Below are 16,171 nucleotides of genomic sequence, written 5' to 3'. Positions count from 1 at the left end.
CGACCGGCCCGCGTGAGGCGAAGAAGACGAATTTCGGGCACGCGCCCCGTGCTGCCCAGGACGTACCCCTCGAGCAGGGGCCGACCGTGAACCTGACCCCTCGGTCGGCCCCGTTTTCCCCCGCAGCGGCCGGTCGACCGGCCGCCACTTCCGTACGGAGAGCCGTAGTGAACAGACGAACATTCCTCTCTGCCGCCACCTTCACCGCTCTGGCTCTGAGCATGGCACCGGCTGTGAGTGGGCAGGCAGTCGCCGCGTCCGGCTCCGCCCCACAGGACCGTGCGGACGACCTGCTCGCCCGTATGACGGCGGCCGAGAAGGAAGCCCTCGTGCGGTGCGACTTCGCAGCCGTCGCCCATCTGGGGATACCGGCCCTGACCATGGTCGACGCATCCGCCGGCCTCCGCGGCGAGAAGGGCGTGACGGCCTTCCCCGTTCCCGTCGCCCAGGCGGCGACCTTCGACGAGGACCTGGCGGGCCGCATCGGCCGGGCCATCGGCGCGGAGGGCCGGGGCAAGGGGTACAACAACATGCTCGGCCCCACGGTCGACCTGACCCGCACCTGGCACTTCGGCCGCCAGTCCGAGGCCATGGGCGAGGACCCGCTGCTCGCCGGGCACCTGGGTGCGGCCGTCACGGTCGGCATGCAGAGCCGGAAGGTGGCGGCCACCGTCAAGCACTTCGCCGCCTACACCCAGGAGACCAACCGCTTCTTCACCGACACCGGGGTCTCCGACCGCGCCCTGCACGAGATCTACCAGGCGCCCTTCCGACGCGTGGTCGCCGCCGCACCGGCCACCTCGGTGATGATGGCCTACCCGAAGATCAACGGCACCTTCGCGACGCAGAGCCCGTCCCTGTTCGACGACCTGAAGAAGGGCCTCGGTCTGCGGGGCTACACCGTGCCGGACTTCTGGGCCGGCGACGACCAGGTCGCCGCCGCCCGGGCGGGCATGGACCTCGCCGGACTCGGCCCCGGGGCGGTGAGGATCCCCGCGGGCGGACTCACGGGCGGCGCGATCCCCGGCACGCGGCTGGACGACGCCGCCCGCCGCATCCTCGTCACGATGTTCGGATGCGGCCTCTTCGACCACCCCGTCCCCGCCCCGGCCGACGACGTCAGCACACCGGAACACCAGAACCTCGCCCATGAGGCCGCGATCGCCTCCACGGTCCTGCTCGTCAACCGCTCCTCGGCCCTGCCGCTGCCCACCTCGGTGAGGTCGGTGGCCGTCATCGGCCCCGCAGGCACCGACGCCTTCACCGGCGTCGCCGGGTCCACCTACGTCGACCCCGGCGCCTGGACCACCCCCCTGCAGGCCATCCGCACCCGAGCCGGAAGCTCGGTGAAGGTCACCCACGCACAGGGCACCAAGGGCGATCTGCCCCTGACCACGGTTCCCCCGACCGTACTGCGCGACAGCACGGGCGAGGCCGGCCTGACCGCCAGATACTTCGCGGGCGCCGAAGCCACCGGGACCCCGGTCGTGACCAGGACGGACACGACCGTCGACTTCACCACCGTGCCCGCGGCGGAGCTGCCGGCCGTCTGGTCGGCGAAGTGGACCGGCACCCTCGTGCCGACCACCACCGGCCTGCACCGCTTCTCCCTGCTGCCCGCCGGTACGACCACGCTGAAGATCGACGGCACCACGGTCGTCTCCGGAACCCGGCAGATGCGCCGCTTCTTCCTCGGACCGTTCGACTACCCGCTCCAGGGAACCGCCCGGCTGACCGCGGGCCGCGCGGTCGACGTCGAACTGACCTACACCAACGCCACCGCCGAAACCGGCACCTGCGGACTGACCCTGGGATGGCAGCCCGACTCCCTCATCCCCGCCGCCGTCACGGCGGCCCGCGCGGCCGACGCCGCCGTCGTCTTCGTCAACCGGGTCGCCGGCGAGGCCATGGACCACGAACGACTCGACCTGCCCGGCGACCAGGACCAGCTCGTCACCGCCGTGGCCGCCGCCAACCCGCGCACGATCGTCGTCCTCAACACCGACGGCCCCGTCGCCACCCCCTGGCTGGACGACGTGGAAGCCGTGATCCAGGCATGGTACGGAGGCCGCGGCATGGGCACCGCCCTCGCCGCCGTCCTCTTCGGCGACAGCGACCCCTCCGGCCGCCTCCCCGTCACCTTCCCCGCCGACGCGACCCAGGGACCGGGCACCACCCCGGCGACCTACCCCGGCACGAACGCCACCGTCTCCTACGACGAGGGCATCGCCGTCGGCTACCGCCACTACGACGCCAAGGAACAGCAGCCCCGCTTCCCCTTCGGGCACGGCCTCTCCTACGCCTCCTTCGCCCACGGGTCCCTGGAGGCGGCCTACGACCGGGCGACCAGGAACGTCACCCTCACCGTCACCGTCACCAACACGGCCCGGCGCAAGGGCACCGAAGTGGTCCAGGTCTACGCCACCCTGCCCGGCGCGGCAGCGGCGGAGCCACGCCGCCTGGTCGCCTTCCGGAAGGTCACCCTGGACGCCGCAGGCTCACAACGACTGACCTTCACGATCCCGGCACAGGACCTGACCGTGTGGAGGACGGGCACCTGGGCCCTCGTGCCCGGGCGCTACACCTTCGCGACCGCACGCTCGTCCCGTTCCCTGACGGCACGGCGAAGCCTGTCCATCGGCTGATCGAGGCCGATGCCCTTCGCAGGCCGCCCCCTGCCACGCAGGGGGCGGCACAGGGGCCATGGCCCCGACGAGTCGGCCGGCTCACGGCAGCAGCCGGCCCGGCACCATCTCACCGATCCTCATCCGGAGCCCGCATCGTGCCACGTACGCCACGCCTCTTCGGTTCAGCCCTCGCCCTCGCCGTCGCGACCGCCGCACTGGCCGGTTGCTCCGTCCTCGACACCTCCGAAGCGTCGGCTCCGGAAATCAGCGTCGTGGCCAATGTCACCGACAAGTCGTCGATGAACAGTGTGGTGAAGGAGTTCCGCCGGCAGAACCCCGGCATCCGTGTCACCGTCACCTTCCTCGACACCAACACGCTGCAGAAGCAACTGCCGGACCAGCTCAGGGCAGGTGAGGGCCCGGACGTCTTCACCGTCTGGCCCGGCAGCGGCAACCCGGCCTCCGTCACCGCCCTCGAGGACGACGACCTCGTCGAGGGGCTCAGCCTGCGCCCCTTCAGCCGCACCCTGCCCACGGGCGTCAAGCCGGTCACCGACGTCGGAAGCGTCACCTACGCGGTACCGGTCACGTACAGCGCCATCGGTGCCATATACGACGAGGGTTCCCTCAAGGCCATCGGAGGCACCGCGCCCACCACCTGGACCGAGCTGCTGGACCTGTGCGGCACCGCCCGCGAGCACGACAAGGTGCTCTTCGCCCTCGGCAACGAGACCCCCTGGGTGACACAGCTCATCGACTACGCCCTCGTCGCGACGACCGTGTACGCGGACCAACCGGACTTCGACCAGCGGATGGAGCTCGACGAGGCGACCTTCTCGAAGTCGGGGTGGCGCACAGCCATGGACAAATACCTGGAGATGAACGAACACGGCTGCTTCAACCCGCGGCCCCTGGACACCACGTACGAGGAAGCCCTCGACCAGGTGGCGTCCGGCCGGGCCGTGGGCGTCGTCCAGATCGCCGGCGTGCTCTCCACCCTCCGTGCCGCCGCCCCGGACCGGGAGCTGCGCATGACGGCCCTGCCGGCCACCGACGACCCGGACCGGACACGGATGCCCGGCGCGGTGTCGGCCGCCTACGGTCTCAACCCCTTCACCCCCCACCGCCAGGCCGCATCGTCCTTCATCGACTTCCTCGGGTCGGTGGAGGGACAGAACCTGTACAACCGTTCCGGGGCCACCCTTCCGGCGATCCCCAACTCGTCGTTCGACGTCGACCCGGCTGTGGAGGAGGTCGCCGAACGGCAGAAGTCCGGCACCACGGTGCCGTTCATGGACCAGCGCTGGCGCAACTCGGCGGTGCAGTCGACGCACTTCGACCAGGTGCGCGCCCTGTTCGCCGGGACGGCGAGCGTCGATGACGCCCTGGCCGCACTCGATCACGCCTACCGGGGCAGGGACTGACCGCCTTCCCGCGCAGCCGACTGCCGGCGTCGTCCATGACGCTCCGCCCCTGCGAAGGACTCGTTGGTGGACCCGGGCACGGCCCTGAACCCGGCTCACGTCCGACCCGCGGGACCGACTCCGAACACTCCGCGAACCAGGAGTCGCTCGTCGTCCGGCCGAGTGGCCGGGCGTCGACCGATCGTCCGCCCGGCCGACCGGATCCGGGCATCAGGTCGGCCCGGTCGGACGAGGTAGCGTCGGTTCGGCACGCACAGCGACTCCGCGCGAGGCAGCGGCCGGCGTCGACAGCCCGACCCGGGCGGCGGAGGCACCGGGACCATGTGGAGGAGATGGTCTCGCGCTCGTTCTCCCCGGATTCTCCCCGCGGTCCCGTTTCGCTGCTGCACAGGCCGGTCGACGTACACAAAACCCGAGGTCAGGTATGGAATTCACGACTCGTCCCACCCTCCAGGGCACCTTCGGCATGGTGTCCTCCACCCACTGGCTGGCCTCGCAGTCGGCGATGGCCGTGCTGGAGGACGGCGGCAACGCCTACGACGCGGCCGTGGCCGGAGCCTTCGTCCTGCACGTCGTCGAGCCGCACCTCAACGGCCCGGCCGGCGAGGTGCCGATCCTGCTCGCGCCGGCCGGCGGCGAGGTGCGGGTGCTGTGCGGGCAGGGCGTCGCCCCGGCCGGGGCGACCGTCGCCCACTACAAGGGGCTCGGCCTGGACCTCGTCCCCGGCACCGGACCGCTCGCCGCGGCCGTGCCCGGCGCCTTCGACGCCTGGCTGCTCCTGCTGCGCGACCATGGCACCAAGACCCTCGCCGACGTCCTGAAGTACGCCGTCGGGTACGCCGAGGACGGGCACCCGCCCGTGGAGCGCGTCGGCGAGACCGTGGAGACCGTACGCGAGCTGTTCGAGACGGAGTGGACCTCCTCGGCCGAGGTGTATCTGCCCGGCGGCCGGTCCCCCCGCGCCGGTGAGCTGCTGCGCAACCCCGCCCTCGCCGCCACCTGGAAGCGGCTGCTGTCCGAGGTCGCCGGGGCCGGGGACCGGGAGGCGCAGATCGACGCCGCGCGGGAGGTGTGGCGGACCGGGTTCATCGCCGAGGCACTGGTCCGGCAGGCCGGGCGCCCCACCATGGACACCAGCGGCGAGCGCCACACCGGCACCCTGACCGCCGCCGACCTCGCCGGCTGGTCCGCGGCCTACGAGACCCCGGTGACGTACGACTTCGACGGCTGGACCGTGTGCAAGGCCGGCCCCTGGAGCCAGGGCCCGGTCCTGCTCCAGCAACTCGCCCTGCTCCCGCCGGAACTGCCCCGCTACGGCTCCGCCGAGTACATGCACCTGCTGATCGAGGGCTGCAAGCTCGCCATGGCCGACCGCGAGGCCTGGTACGGGGACGCGGCGGAGGTGCCGCTCGACGACCTGCTGTCGGCCGAGTACAACGCCGAGCGGCGGACCAGGGTCGGCCCCCGCGCCTCCCACGACCTGCGGCCCGGCAGCCCCGGCGGGCGCACCCCCCGGCTGAGCGCCCACGCGCGCGTGGTGGCCACCGAGGGCCCCGGCTCCATCCCGGTGGGTGCCGGGGAGCCCACCGTCGCCAAGAGCCCGACGTCCCCCGTGCCCGGCGAACCCGACGTCTCCGCCGACGGCGGCACCCGCGGCGACACCTGCCACCTGGACGTCGTCGACCGCTGGGGCAACATGATCGCGGCCACCCCCAGCGGCGGCTGGCTCCAGTCCAACCCCGTCGTCCCCGAACTCGGCTTCCCGCTCGGCACCCGGCTGCAGATGACCTGGCTGGAGGAGGGACTGCCGGGCACCCTCACCCCCGGCCGCCGCCCCCGGACCACCCTCACCCCGTCCATGGCCCTGCGCGACGGGGTGCCCGTCATGGCGTTCGGCACGCCCGGCGGGGACCAGCAGGACCAGTGGCAGCTGCACTTCTTCCTCGCCGTCGCCCTGCGCGAGCGGGTGCGCGGCGGACTCGACCTCCAAGGCGCCGTCGACGCCCCCAACTGGCACAACGACAGCTTCCCCGGCTCCTTCTACCCGCGCGGCATGCGCCCCGGCAGCGTCACCGTCGAGTCCCGCACGGACCCGGAGGTGGTGGAGGCACTCCGCCGGCGCGGCCACGAGGTGATCGTCGGCGACGCCTGGTCGGAGGGCCGGCTCTGCGCGGTCGCCCGGGACCCGGCCACCGGCGTCCTCTCCGCGGCGGCCAACCCGCGCGGCATGCAGGGCTACGCGGTGGGCCGCTGAGCCCATGACGCCGTGGGCGGGCACCCCATTTTCATCCCGATTCCACCCGCTGTGCACCGGGCGGGTGGGGATTGTCAGTGGCGCGTGCTCTCATGGAGGCATGATCGAGACCGACGAAACCATCGACGAGTTTCTCGCCCGGCACACCTCCGACGTGGAGGAACTGGTCCGCAAGGCCGCGGCGCAGGAGATCGTGCCGCGCTGGCGGCGGCTCGGCGAGCACGACGTGGACCTCAAGACCGGCCCGCACGACCTGGTGACGGACGCCGACCGCAACGCCGAGCTGTATCTCACGGACGCGCTCGCCGCCCTGCTGCCCGGCTCGGTCGTGGTCGGCGAGGAGGCGGTGCACGCCAACCCGGCGTCGTACGAGGCGATACAGGCCGGGGCGCCGGTGTGGATCGTCGACCCCGTCGACGGGACCCGCCAGTTCGTGCGCGGCGAAAGCGGCTTCTGCACCCTGGTCGCCCTCGCGCGGGGCGGAGTCGTGCACGCCTCCTGGACCTACGCCCCCGCCCGCGACCAATTCGCCACGGCCGTACGGGGACGGGGCGCGCACCTCGACGGCGAGCGGCTGCGCGCGGGCTCCCCGGAACCCGGCCGCGACCTCCGCGTTGCCACCTCCCACCCGGACTACACCACGGACGAGCAGAAGCGCGCCCTGCTCGGCCTGTGGACGGACGGCGTGGCACCCCGCCCCTGCGGCTCCGCCGGACTGGAGTACCTGGCCATCGCCCGCGGCGAGTCCGACGCGGTCGCGTTCAGCTGGGAAGCCGCGTGGGACCACGCGGCCGGTCTGCTCCTCGTGGAGGAGGCGGGCGGCACCCACCTCACCCGCGCGGGCGAGCCCTTCGACATCAGGGGCGGCAACACCCTGCCCTTCACCGCGGCCCGCGACGCGGCCACCGCCCGCCGGGTGGTGGAACTGCTGACGGACGGAGCCTGATGGCACACCCCCGCCCAGGGCCCCGGGAGAACGCCGGCGCCCCGGCATATCCTGATCCCCCAGTGGCCGTCGGCTGACGAAGGAGTCCGAAGGTGCCGTCGATGCTCGATGCGGTCGTGGTGGGAGCGGGGCCGAACGGGCTGACCGCTGCCGTGGAGCTGGCCCGGCGCGGCTTCTCGGTGGCCCTGTTCGAGGCGAAGGACACCGTCGGCGGCGGCGCCCGCACCGAGGAACTCACCCTCCCCGGCTTCCACCACGACCCCTGCTCCGCCGCCCACCCCCTCGCCGTCAACTCACCCGCGTTCCGCGCCCTCCCGCTGGAACGCTACGGGCTTCAGTGGCTGCACCCGGAACTCCCCATGGCGCACCCCTTCCCCGACGGCACGGCGGCCGTGCTGTCCCGGTCGGTCGGGGAGACGGCCGCCTCCTTCGGACCGCGCGACGCCGGCGCGTACCGCCGGCTCGTCGAGCCCTTCCTGCCCAAGTGGGACACCCTGGCCCGCGACTTCATGTCCCTGCCGATGACCGCGCTGCCCCGCGACCCCGTCACCCTCGCCCGCTTCGGCCTGCTCGGCCTGCCCCCGTCGACGTGGCTCACGCGCCGCTTCCGCGACGAGCGGGCCCGCACCCTGTTCGCCGGCCTCGTCGCCCATGTCATGGCCCCGCTCGGCGGCTTCGCCACCGGTGCCATCGGCCTGGTCTTCGCCCTCGCCGCGCACGCCCGCGGCTGGCCCGTCGCCCGCGGCGGCTCCCAGGCCATCTCCGACGCCCTCGCCGCGTATCTGAAAGACCTCGGCGGCAGCGTCCACACCGACTACGAGGTCAAGCGCCTCGACGACCTGCCGCCGGCCCGGGCGTACGTCTTCGACACCTCGCCCACCGCCCTGGCCCGTATCGCCGGCTTCGGCGACCACTACGCGAACTACCGTTACGGCCCCGGCGTCTTCAAGATCGACTACGCGCTGGACGGCCCCGTGCCGTGGACCGCGCCTCAGGCCCGCACCGCCGGCACCGTGCAGATCGGCGCGGACAGCGACGAGATCGGCGCCGCCCTGCGCGCCGCCTCCCGCGAGGGCCGCGCCCCCGACGTGCCCTTCCTCATCACCGTGCAGCCCGGAGTCGCCGACCCCACCCGCGCCCCGGCCGGCAAACACGTCTTCTGGGCGTACGGACACGTGCCCAACGGCTGGACCGGCGACCTCACCGACGCCATGGAACGCCAACTGGAGCGCTACGCCCCCGGCTTCCGCGACCGCGTCCTGGCCCGCGCCACCGCAGGACCGCCCGAACTCGCCGCCCGCAACGCCAACTACGTCGGCGGAGACATCGCCTCCGGCGCGGTCTCCGGACTCCAGCTCCTGCTGCGCCCCAAACTCTCCCTGTTCCCGTACACGACGCCGCACCCGGCCGTCTTCATCTGCTCGTCGGCCACCCCACCCGGCCCCGGTGTGCACGGCATGTCGGGGCACAACGCGGCGAAGGCCGTGTGGAGGAGGCTGCGCCGGACATGACCCCCACGATCACGCTCGTCCAGGGCGACATCACCCGCCAGAGCGCCGACGCGATCGTCAACGCGGCCAACTCGTCCCTGCTCGGCGGGGGAGGCGTGGACGGGGCGATCCACCGCCGGGGCGGCCCGGAGATCCTGGCGGAATGCCGCGCCCTGCGCGCCTCCAGGTACGGCAGGGGCCTGCCGACCGGCCAGGCGGTCGCCACCACCGCCGGCCGCCTCGACGCCCGCTGGGTGATCCACACCGTCGGCCCGGTGCACCAGGGTCCGGGCAGCGATCCCGAGCCGCTCGCCTCCTGCTACCGGGAGTCGCTCCGCGTGGCCGACGAACTGGGCGCCCGGACGGTCGCGTTCCCCGCCGTCTCCACGGGCGTCTACCGGTGGCCGATGGACGACGCGGCCCGCATCGCGGTGGAGACGGCGCGGAACACACCGACCGCCGTCGAAGAGGTGAGGTTCGTCCTCTTCGACGACAGGGCGTACGAGGCGTTCGCCCGGCAACTGGGCTGACGGGACCCGCGCGGCCGGCCGAGCACCGCCGACGGCAGGGCCCCGAGCACCGCCCGACGGGCGCCGGGACCCCGGCCGCCCCCGGCCACGGCACCGGCGACGGCCGGCCGGGTCGACGGTGCGCCACGGGACGGGAAAGGTGACCAGGAGGGTACGCGCGGGGGTCGGTGGAGTGACGGCGCGGACGTCCTGCGGTCACCCGCCCTCGCTACGGTGCCGCGGTGGCCATGAACCGATCCGATCCCGCCGTCGTGGACGTGCGGGAGCGGCACCCCCTGCGCGGTGCGGTGCCCCGGCCGGTGACGGCTTCCCCTCCCCGGCCGAGGCGGCGGTGGCGGCCACGGCTGCCGGCGGGGAGGACACGGCCACCGTGCCGGCCGGCGCGGGACACCCGCACGCCGGGCGGGGCTGCGCGGCGTCCTGGACACCCTGCGGGACCGGGGCGCCGACCGGGTGCGGCCGGTGCTCTCCGGCGCCGGGCACGAGCGGACGGACCGGCCCTGCCCGGCCGGACGGGTCGCCGACGGCCGGGAGCCGGAGGTGATCGCCCCGGACGGCGTCATGCTCGTCACCCCCGGCGGGACGCGCTTCGTGCGGCAGCCGTCCACGCCCGGCGGAGGCCGGTGGTGTCGTGAACCCGGCACCGCGCCCCGGCCGCCGTACGGCAGACGACCGTGAGACCGAAGGAGAACGAGCGATGTCACGCCAGAACAGGCCGGGTGACGGCGCGTCCGCCCGCCCGGCCGGCACCGACGACGGACCACCGGTCCGCCGCGCGGTGGTGCTGCCCCCGGCGGGCGACGGCGTGGAGCAGGCCGTGCTGCGGCCCGCCCCACGCCGTGGCCCGGCCGCCACCGCCGAAGGCACCACAGGGGCCGACGAGACCGGCCGGGGCGAGACGGACACCCTCTCCACAGCCACAGCCACAGCCACAGCCACAGCCACAGCCACAGCCACAGCCACAGCCACAGCCACAGCCGCGGCCGCGGCCACAGCCGCGGCCACAGCCGCGAACGAGCCGGAGGCACGGGAGGAGGCCGCGGAACCGGACACGGACCGCGGGGAACGGCCGGAGACAGCGGCGGCGGACACCGCCACACCGGCCCGCACCGCCGTATCGGCCCGCACCGCCACACCGGCCCGCACCGCGTCGCCGGGCGGCACCGCGGACTCCCTGTCCGGACTGGCTGCCGCACTCGGCGGCGCCCGTCGGTCCGGCGAGGCCGGCAGGGGGAGCGGCGACGACGACGGTGCGCCGGGGAGGCCGAAGGCCCCCGTGCTGGCCGCCGCCGGAATCGCCGGAGTGATCCTGCTCGCCGTACCGCTGCTGATCATGGCCGGCAACGACCGGGACGAGCGGCGCGAGGGCCACGCCACCGCTGCTGCCGACTCCCGGGAGCTGCTCGACGGTCAGGAGGCACAGCAGTCGCCGGGCGTCTATGCCGCTGAGCCCCCGAAGGACGACGCTCCGGCCGACTCGTCGAAGGACGAGGAGGGCGACGACGAGAAGGGCGGGCAGAAGGAGGGGAAGGACGACGGCAAGGACGGCGGCGAGGCGTCCCCGGACGACTCCGGCTCCGGCTCCGGCTCCGTCGCCGACGCAAGCCCGCAGGCCGCCTCGCGGAGCAAGCAGGAGGAGGACACGGCGAAGGAGCCGGCCCAGCGGGCCGAGAAGAAGGCGGACACGACGGTCACCGTCGCCACCGCCCGGATCGTCAGCGCCGGCACCGGCAAGTGCCTCACCGCGACCTCCCGGGGAGTCGGGGCGGAACTGGTCATCCAGTCCTGCGGAGCCTCGGTGGGCGCCCAGATCTGGTCCTTCCACGACGCCGACCGGACCTTGCGCATCGGCGAAGACCTGTGCATGGGGCTGGACGGCGGGTCGGTGGAGAAGGGCACGGCCATCCGGCTGCAGCGGTGCGACGGGTCGAGCGGGCAGAAGTTCAAGATCAATGGCACTGAGGACCTGGTGTCACTCAAAGCCGGCAACAAGTGCGCCGACGTGTGGTGGGGCGAGGAGGCCGACGGCACGCCGGTCAAGCTGTGGCCCTGCACCGGCACCGCCAACCAGACCTGGCGACGCGGCTGACCCCGTCCTCCGGGAGGGGGCGGACGGTCGCGGTCGGTGGGCGGCGCGCGGGTGTGCGAGGCGGTCGTCGCCGCAGTGCCGGGGGCGTCGCTCCGGATGTCAGTGTCCGCCCTCGCCCGGCAGACACGTGCCCTCGACGGTGCGGCCGACGACCTCCACTTCGACGCGGTCGGCGGCGTCGACCGTGCCGACGAGGCACACCCGGTTCGCGCTCCCGCCGCCGACCAGCACACCGTGATCGGGGACCCCGAAGCCCTGCATCCGTATCTCGACCCCCTCCGGCGGTACTCCGATGGCATCGGCGACCGCCGTGCGGAGCCCGTCCTCCGTGGCGCCGGTGCCCGCCTGCTTCCCCAAGGCGGTGGCCAGTGCCTTCGCCCGCGGTGCGGCCGTCTCCTTCTGCTCCGCGGTGATCGATATCCGCTCGCGGTACCCGTGGTTCTCCGCCAGCCGCCGGTTCCAGTCGAAGGTGATACAGGGGGAAGGCGTCGGTCCCTGTTCCTCGGGAAGGGGGCAGTAACCCCGCGGCTCGGACGAGGAGACCTCCCTGTCGGCGCATCCGGCCGTCACGGCGACGAGCAGGACGAACGGCAGGGCGGCGAGAAGACGAGGACGCGTCCGTGGCATGACCAGATCATTCCAGACGGGAGAAGCCCGGAGGGGCCCGTCGAACCACCAGGAACGAACAGAGTCCGACGGGATCATTGCTTCGTTTGTGTTCGAGTCCTAGGGTGTGGCTGGCCCAGTAGTTGCTCCGTCACCAGCAGTTGTGATTCTTCCCCGCCGTAACGCCCCCGTCCGGCGGCGCGTCGAGGGGGAGTCCGACGTGCCCTCAGTCCGCGCAGTGCTCTGTCGTACCGAGGAAGGCCACGGTCATGCCGCACCCGCACCTGTCTCCCGCCGACCGCTCCCCCCGCCCCGGACGGCCGGTCGTCAGCCGCCGCCGTCTCCTGGAGTCCGGCGCCGCCGTGCTCGGCGCCCTCGCCCTGTCCGCGTCGCCCGGCGCCGCGCACGCGGCCGGCCGGCGGGCGGCGGCCGACGCGCCCCCGGAGTGGAACGACTTCGGCGTCTTCCGGCTCGGCACCCAGCCGCCGCACACCACGCTCATGCCGTACGCGGACGTGCGGCAGGCCCTCGTCGCCGACCGCACCCGCTCGCCCTACCGGCAGAGCCTCGACGGCACCTGGAAGTTCGCCTACGCCGACCGCCCCGAGGACCGCGACCCCGACTTCCACCGCACCGACACCGACGACGCCGACTGGGACACCGTCCCGGTCCCGTCCGTGTGGCAGCTGCACGGCCACGACTTCCCGATCTACCTGAACATCACCTACCCCTACTGGGGCCCCAACGGCCGCGGCGAGGAACCGCAGCCGCCCGCCGCCCCGACCCGCTACAACCCGGTCGGCCAGTACCGGCGCACCTTCACCGTCCCGCGCGACTGGAAGGGACGGCGCACCTTCCTCCACTTCGAGGGCGTCAAGTCCGCGCACTACGTGTGGATCAACGGCGAACTCGTCGGCTACGACGAGGACTCCTGCACCCCGTCCGAGTACGACATCACCGACCACCTCGGGCCCGGCACCAACCAGATCGCCGTGGAGGTGTACCGCTACGCCGACGGCGACTGGCTGGAGGACCAGGACATGATCCGGCTGAGCGGTATCTTCCGCTCGGTCTACCTGTACTCCACCCCGGCCGTGCACCTGCGCGACTTCAAGCTGGACACCCCGCTGAACGACACCTACACGCAGGCCGAGTTGGCGGTCACCGCGAGCGTACGGGCGTACGGCGGCGGTGAGTCGGGCCGCTACACCGTCGAGACCCAGCTGTACGACGCCCGCGGTCACGCCGTCTGGTCCCGTCCGCTGGAGCAGACCGCCGACCTCGGTACGGCCGACGCCGGCGAGGACGTCACCGTACGGGCCTCGAAGGCCGTGACCCGGCCCCGGCTGTGGTCGGCAGAGCACCCGGACCTCTACACGGCCGTCCTCAGACTCCGCGACCCGGCCGGCAAGGTGGTCGAGACCCTGTCCCACCGCGTCGGGTTCCGCGAATTCGCCATCGAGGACGGGCTGATGCGGATCAACGGCAGACCCGTCTCCTTCCGCGGCACCAACCGCCACGAGATGCACCCGTCCCACGGCACGGCCCTCACCCGCGAGAACCTGGTCGAGGACATCACCCTCATCAAGCGGATGAACATGAACTCCGTCCGCACCTCGCACTACCCCAACAACCCGCTGTGGTACGAACTCGCCGACGAGTACGGCCTCTACCTCGTCGACGAGACCAACCTCGAGACCCACGGCATCCGTTCCGAGTACCCGGGCGACCACCCCGAGTGGACGGCGGCCTGTGTCGCCCGCGCCCAGAACATGGTCCACCGCGACAAGAACCACCCCTCGGTGGTCATCTGGTCGCTCGGCAACGAGGCCGGTGGTGGTTCCACCTTCACCGCCATGCACGACTGGATCCGCTCCTACGACCCCACCCGCGTCATCCAGTACGAGGGCGACGACCGGCCGGGGATCAGCGACATCCGCTCCAGGATGTACGAGAGCCCGTCACGCGTCGGGCAACGCGCCGCGGACACCGCCGACACCCGGCCGTACGTCATGATCGAGTACTCCCACGCGATGGGGAACTCCAACGGCAACTTCAAGAAGTACTGGGACGTCGTCCGCCGCCACGACGTCCTCCAGGGCGGCTGGATCTGGGACTTCGTCGACCAGTCCCTCTACACGCCCGTCCCCGCCCGCACCCTGCTCACCGAGTCCGGGCCGGCCGGCCTGCGCGGCGAGGTCCTCGCCACCCGCGGCAGGCTCGACCGCGACAAGGGCCTGTCCGGCATCACGGTCTTCGAACGCGACGACAGCCTCGACCTCACCGGCTCCCTGACCCTGGAGGCCTGGATCACTCCGCGGTACACGGGCTACCACCAGCCCGTCCTCGCCAAGGGCGACACCCAGTACGCGCTCAAACAGACCGATGACACCCTGGAGTTCTTCATCCACGGCGACGGCCAGTGGATCACCGCGAGCTGGGCGCTGCCGGACGACTGGACCGGCCGCGAACACCACGTCGCGGGCGTCTTCGACGCGGACGCCGGCACCCTGACCCTGTACGCCGACGGCGCGGTGAAGGGCACCCGGACCACCACCCGGCGCCCCGGCAGCAACACCGCGCCGCTCGCCCTCGCCTCCGACGCCGACAACCAGACCCGCGAGTTCAGCGGCACCATCCGCCGTGCCCGTGTCTACGCACGCGCCCTCACCGCCGCCGAACTGGCCTCGGACGACCGGGGCCCCGGTGACGACGGCGTGAGGTTCTGGTTCGACGCCGCCACCGTCGAGGTGGAGAAGAAGCGGCCCGAGGAGAAGAGGTTCCTCGCCTACGGAGGCGACTGGGGCGACAACCCCAACGACGGCGCCTTCGTCGCGGACGGCATCGTCACCGCCGACCGCGGTCACACCGGCAAGGCCGCCGAGATCAAACGCGTCTACCAGGCGATCAACGCCGCCCGCACCTCCGACGACGGCGACCCCGGTGCCGTCACCCTCACCAACGAGTACCTGTTCACCAACCTCCTGGAGTTCGAAGGCCGTTGGGAACTCGTCGCCGACGGCGAGGTCGTACGGAGCGGAAGGCTGACCCGGGACCAGCTCGACGTGCCGCCGCAGTCCGACAAGGACATCACCCTGCCCGTACGCCTGCCGAAGGACCCGGACCCGGGGGTGGAGTACTTCCTCCAGCTCTCCTTCACCACCAAGGAGTCCACGAAGTGGGCGAAGGCCGGCTTCGAGGTGGCCCGGCAGCAGCTCCCGCTCGACGCCGGAAGCCCGGCCGTGACCCCCGTACCGCTGTCGCGCGTCCCGGCCCTGCGCCACGAGGACCGCGACGACGACATCAGGGTCACCGGCAAGGACTTCTCGGTCACCTTCGACAGGAGCAGCGGCACCATCACCTCCTACGAGGCGAAGGGCACCCGCCTGATCACCTCCGGGCCGGTGCCCAACTTCTGGCGGGCGCCCACCGACAACGACCACGGCAACGGCCAGCACACCCGCAACCAGACCTGGCGCGACGCCGGCGTCCGGCGGAAGGTCACCGGCGTCACCGTACGGGCCCTCGGCGAGCGGGCCGTCGAGATCACGGTCGGCGGCACCCTGCCGACCTCCACCGAGTCGACGTACACCACCACCTACACGGTGTTCGGCAACGGTGAGATCAAGGTCGACAACACCCTCCACCCGGGCGCGTCGAACCTGCCGTACATCCCGGAGGTCGGCACGCTGCTGTTCCTGCCGCGCCGCCTGGACCGCCTGCACTACTACGGACGCGGCCCCGAGGAGAACCACTGGGACCGCAACACCGGTACCGACGTGGGCCTCTACACATCGACCGTGGCCGACCAGTGGACCCCCTACATCCGCCCGCAGGAGAACGGCAACAAGACCGACGTCCGCTGGGCCGCCCTGACCGACGGCGGCGGGCACGGCCTGCTGGTGTCGGGCGAACCCCTCCTGGAGGTCAACGCCTCGCACTTCACCCCGGAGGACCTGTCGGCCGGCGTCCGGCACGACTACCAGCTGACCCCGCGGGACGCCGTCGTGCTGCGGGTCAACCACCGTCAGATGGGCGTCGGCGGAGACAACAGCTGGGGCGCGCACACCCACGACGAGTTCAAGCTCTTCGCCGACCGCGACCACACGTACACCTACCGGCTGCGCCCGCTCACCGACGTGGACGAGGCGATGGCGGCCTCACGCCGGCCCACGGCGACCGAGTAGGGGGACACACGAGCGGGA

General features: G+C 72.7%; 9 protein-coding genes. 8 read left to right on the top strand and 1 reads right to left on the bottom strand.

The genetic code is table 11. The features are described from left to right. Positions 1-233 precede the first annotated feature (233 nt). From ACFV5H_RS24895 to ACFV5H_RS24865, 7 genes are all read left to right on the top strand, one after another. Positions 234-2,645: a glycoside hydrolase family 3 protein gene (locus tag ACFV5H_RS24895; protein WP_385044927.1), complete on the top strand. Its 2,412-nt coding sequence runs from the start codon at positions 234-236 to the stop codon at positions 2,643-2,645. A 137-nt stretch (positions 2,646-2,782) separates the two neighbouring features. After that, positions 2,783-4,051 carry an ABC transporter substrate-binding protein gene (locus tag ACFV5H_RS24890; protein ID WP_385044924.1) on the top strand — a complete coding sequence of 423 codons (1,269 nt, stop codon included), beginning with the start codon at positions 2,783-2,785 and terminating at the stop codon, positions 4,049-4,051. A 424-nt stretch (positions 4,052-4,475) separates the two neighbouring features. Beyond that, complete coding sequence (locus ACFV5H_RS24885; protein WP_385197339.1) at positions 4,476-6,305, top strand: gamma-glutamyltransferase family protein; 1,830 nt, start codon at positions 4,476-4,478, stop codon at positions 6,303-6,305. Between the two features lie 100 nt (positions 6,306-6,405). Continuing rightward, complete coding sequence (locus tag ACFV5H_RS24880; RefSeq protein WP_385197338.1) at positions 6,406-7,251, top strand: inositol monophosphatase family protein; 846 nt, start codon at positions 6,406-6,408, stop codon at positions 7,249-7,251. A gap of 101 nt (positions 7,252-7,352) precedes the next feature. Continuing rightward, positions 7,353-8,762: a phytoene desaturase family protein gene (locus ACFV5H_RS24875; protein WP_385044916.1), complete on the top strand. Its 1,410-nt coding sequence runs from the start codon at positions 7,353-7,355 to the stop codon at positions 8,760-8,762. After that, positions 8,759-9,271, top strand: coding sequence for an O-acetyl-ADP-ribose deacetylase (locus tag ACFV5H_RS24870; protein WP_385044914.1), 513 nt, complete (start codon positions 8,759-8,761; stop codon positions 9,269-9,271). The genes ACFV5H_RS24875 and ACFV5H_RS24870 overlap by 4 nt, the downstream gene beginning before the upstream one ends. Before the next feature lie 697 nt (positions 9,272-9,968). Then, positions 9,969-11,360, top strand: a complete 1,392-nt coding sequence (locus ACFV5H_RS24865) for an RICIN domain-containing protein (protein WP_385197337.1) — start codon at positions 9,969-9,971, stop codon at positions 11,358-11,360. A gap of 99 nt (positions 11,361-11,459) precedes the next feature. Here the strand turns inward: ACFV5H_RS24865 and ACFV5H_RS24860 are convergent, their stop codons facing one another. Continuing rightward, a complete protein-coding gene (locus ACFV5H_RS24860; RefSeq protein WP_385197336.1) occupies positions 11,460-11,987 on the bottom strand; it encodes a precorrin-3B C(17)-methyltransferase in 528 nt (175 codons plus the stop codon). A 248-nt stretch (positions 11,988-12,235) separates the two neighbouring features. Here ACFV5H_RS24860 and ACFV5H_RS24855 point away from each other — a divergent pair, with 248 nt between their 5' ends. Further along, positions 12,236-16,153 (top strand): glycoside hydrolase family 2 TIM barrel-domain containing protein, encoded by a 3,918-nt coding sequence (locus ACFV5H_RS24855; protein ID WP_385197334.1) that lies wholly within the window; start codon positions 12,236-12,238, stop codon positions 16,151-16,153. Positions 16,154-16,171: the final 18 nt, after the last annotated feature.

The sequence above is a fragment of the Streptomyces sp. NPDC059787 genome, assembly GCF_042732315.1.
GTDB classification, from domain to species: Bacteria; Actinomycetota; Actinomycetes; order Streptomycetales; family Streptomycetaceae; genus Streptomyces; species Streptomyces atrovirens.
This window is presented reverse-complemented; position numbering and strand designations above follow the sequence as displayed.

Excerpts from the sequence above, each read along its gene's own strand:
- ACFV5H_RS24870 (WP_385044914.1), top strand. The coding sequence starts at position 8,759 with ATGACCCCCACGATCACGCTCGTCCAGGGCGACATCACCCGCCAGAGC.
- ACFV5H_RS24880 (WP_385197338.1), top strand. The coding sequence starts at position 6,406 with ATGATCGAGACCGACGAAACCATCGACGAGTTTCTCGCCCGGCACACC.
- ACFV5H_RS24855 (WP_385197334.1), top strand. The coding sequence starts at position 12,236 with ATGCCGCACCCGCACCTGTCTCCCGCCGACCGCTCCCCCCGCCCCGGA.
- ACFV5H_RS24885 (WP_385197339.1), top strand. The coding sequence starts at position 4,476 with ATGGAATTCACGACTCGTCCCACCCTCCAGGGCACCTTCGGCATGGTG.
- ACFV5H_RS24860 (WP_385197336.1), bottom strand. The coding sequence starts at position 11,987 with ATGCCACGGACGCGTCCTCGTCTTCTCGCCGCCCTGCCGTTCGTCCTG.
- ACFV5H_RS24865 (WP_385197337.1), top strand. The coding sequence starts at position 9,969 with ATGTCACGCCAGAACAGGCCGGGTGACGGCGCGTCCGCCCGCCCGGCC.
- ACFV5H_RS24875 (WP_385044916.1), top strand. The coding sequence starts at position 7,353 with ATGCTCGATGCGGTCGTGGTGGGAGCGGGGCCGAACGGGCTGACCGCT.